This is a genomic window from Micromonospora sp. DT4 (genome assembly GCF_049841675.1).
Taxonomy (GTDB): domain Bacteria; phylum Actinomycetota; class Actinomycetes; order Mycobacteriales; family Micromonosporaceae; genus Micromonospora.
This window is the reverse complement of sequence record NZ_JBNCKT010000261.1, coordinates 1-1946: the sequence shown is the minus strand read 5'-3', so window position 1 is coordinate 1946 and position 1946 is coordinate 1. Positions and strand designations below refer to the sequence as shown.

At 67.2% G+C, this 1946-nt stretch carries 2 pseudogenes; one reads left to right on the top strand and one right to left on the bottom strand.

Going from position 1 to position 1946, the window contains the following annotated elements:
* Positions 1 to 161: 161 nt before the first annotated feature.
* Positions 162 to 611 (top strand): annotated as a pseudogene (locus ACLQ24_RS29470) (recombinase family protein); the annotation flags it as partial.
* Positions 612 to 1218: 607 nt separating this feature from the next.
* On the opposite strand, the pseudogene ACLQ24_RS29465 reads toward ACLQ24_RS29470, so the two are convergent.
* A pseudogene (locus ACLQ24_RS29465) lies at positions 1219 to 1774 on the bottom strand (DUF4158 domain-containing protein); the annotation flags it as partial.
* Positions 1775 to 1946 lie beyond the last annotated feature (172 nt).

Sequence of the window (1946 nt, the reverse complement as noted above, 5' to 3'; positions counted from 1 at the left end):
GATCACCAACGGGCCGTACCCGTCCTACATGGACCCACCCTCGACCGGTCCCATATCAAAACCCCAGCTCAAACACCCTTCAACCGACTACGCAATAGCCCTGCCGGGTCAGCACCCGCGAGCAAGACCACGACTCCCAACTCGACGACCTCAACACCGCACACTGCCGCGAGATCATCATCGAGACCACGAGCACCCGCGGCGACCGCCCCAAACCGCGCACCGCCCTGAACACCCTGCGCGCCGGCGACACCCTCGTCATCCACCGCCCCGACCGAGTCGCCCGCTCCATGAAAGAACTGCTCGTCTTCCTCGAAGACGAACTCCACGCCCGCGACATCACCCTGGAAATCCTCACCGGCATCTGCGCCGGCGTACACCACCCCGGCGGCGCCACCCTCGCCGACCGGCTCCTGTTCGCCGTCGCCGCCCTCGCCGCCGAGATGGAACGCGAACTGATCCGCGAACGCACCCTCGACGCACTACGCGCCACAGCCACCGCCGGCCGACACGGCGGACGCCCCACCACCGTCACCGACGACATTCTCGCCATCGCCCGCGCCCGCCAAGCCCGCGGCGAATCCGTCACCACCATCAAACCTTGGCGGTAGTGCCGGGTGTACGACTCGCGGTAGCTGGCCTGCACCTTCGTCTGGATCACCGTGCGGCCGGCCTTGAACTCCGCCGCCAGGTTCCGCAGGTTCTCCGAGCCGACCAGCGGGAACACCACCTGCCGCACCGTCTCGTCCGGGCGGCGTAGCGCGGCGTCGGCCACCTTCAGCAGCAGGCTCTCCTTGCCGCCCACCCGGGTGAACTCGGCGGCCATCTGCCGGAACACCTTCTTCTCCGCCCGCAACCCGATCCGATGCACCGTCGAAATCAGCAGCTGCACCAGAGCATCGGTGATCTGCTGCTGGCGGGCCAGCAGCAACGCGATGAGCATCGCCGCCTGCAGCGGCTCCGCACGCCGGCGCACATGACTCGGCGACTCGATCAACGCGGTGTGCTCCCACTCCGCCACGACCTTGACCGACACGTCGCGCAACGCGTCGCCCGGCAGCTCGAAAGCGCGGATCGCCTCCAACTTGGCGACCTCGTCGAGCATCGTCTTCAGGCTGACGTCCCCGGCCGAGGACTTGATCCAGCGCAGCAGGCTCGGATCAGCCTCCACATCGGCATCGATGTCGGCGTCCATCGCGTCCGGAGCACCGTCGCTGCTCTGCACCAGCGCCAACAGCCGGCCGATCACGCCAGGATCGAGGCGGCCCGCCACGCGGGTCGCGACCGACTCGGCACCCTGCGCCAGCGCGCTGGCCACCAAGCGGTCGATCTGCCCCGGCGTAGGCGGTTCCAACTGCCGTGTACGGCACTCGGCCAGGAAGTACTCGCGTACCAGCTCCGGGCGGCGTACCCGCTGCGCATAGTCGCCCGCCAGCCAGTCGGTCAACTTGTCGAAATCCGCCACCGTGAACGTACGAAACCCGAAAAAACGGCGGATCTCCGCCCGATGCCGCTTGATCGTCGGACCGTTCCACTCGTAGAGGCCCAGATCAGGCGCTGCCACCTTGACCTGCGCCGCGACGAACTCCACGACCTCATCACGCAGCTCCGCCCGCCCCCGCGGGAACCGCCCGTACCGGCCGTAGAACTTCAACAGCACCGCGAACGCCAGCTTCGTCGGCCCATCATGCTTGCCTGCCAACAGGTCCGACTCCGTCGGCAGCAGCGTCCAATGTTCAACCAGGTCAGGGAAGTTCTCCGGCAGACGAGCCACAGACCGACATCATTCCGCCGAGATCACACCAGGGCCACCCTTCACCCGATGATCAACTTTTTGATCCCTGGTCGCACGTTCGTTAGCAACGCCCCTGACCTACTCACCGAACGCGGCCTGACCGGCGAGATCGCCCGCAAAGGCGTCAAGGCCCCGATCCAGGCCACCCGCC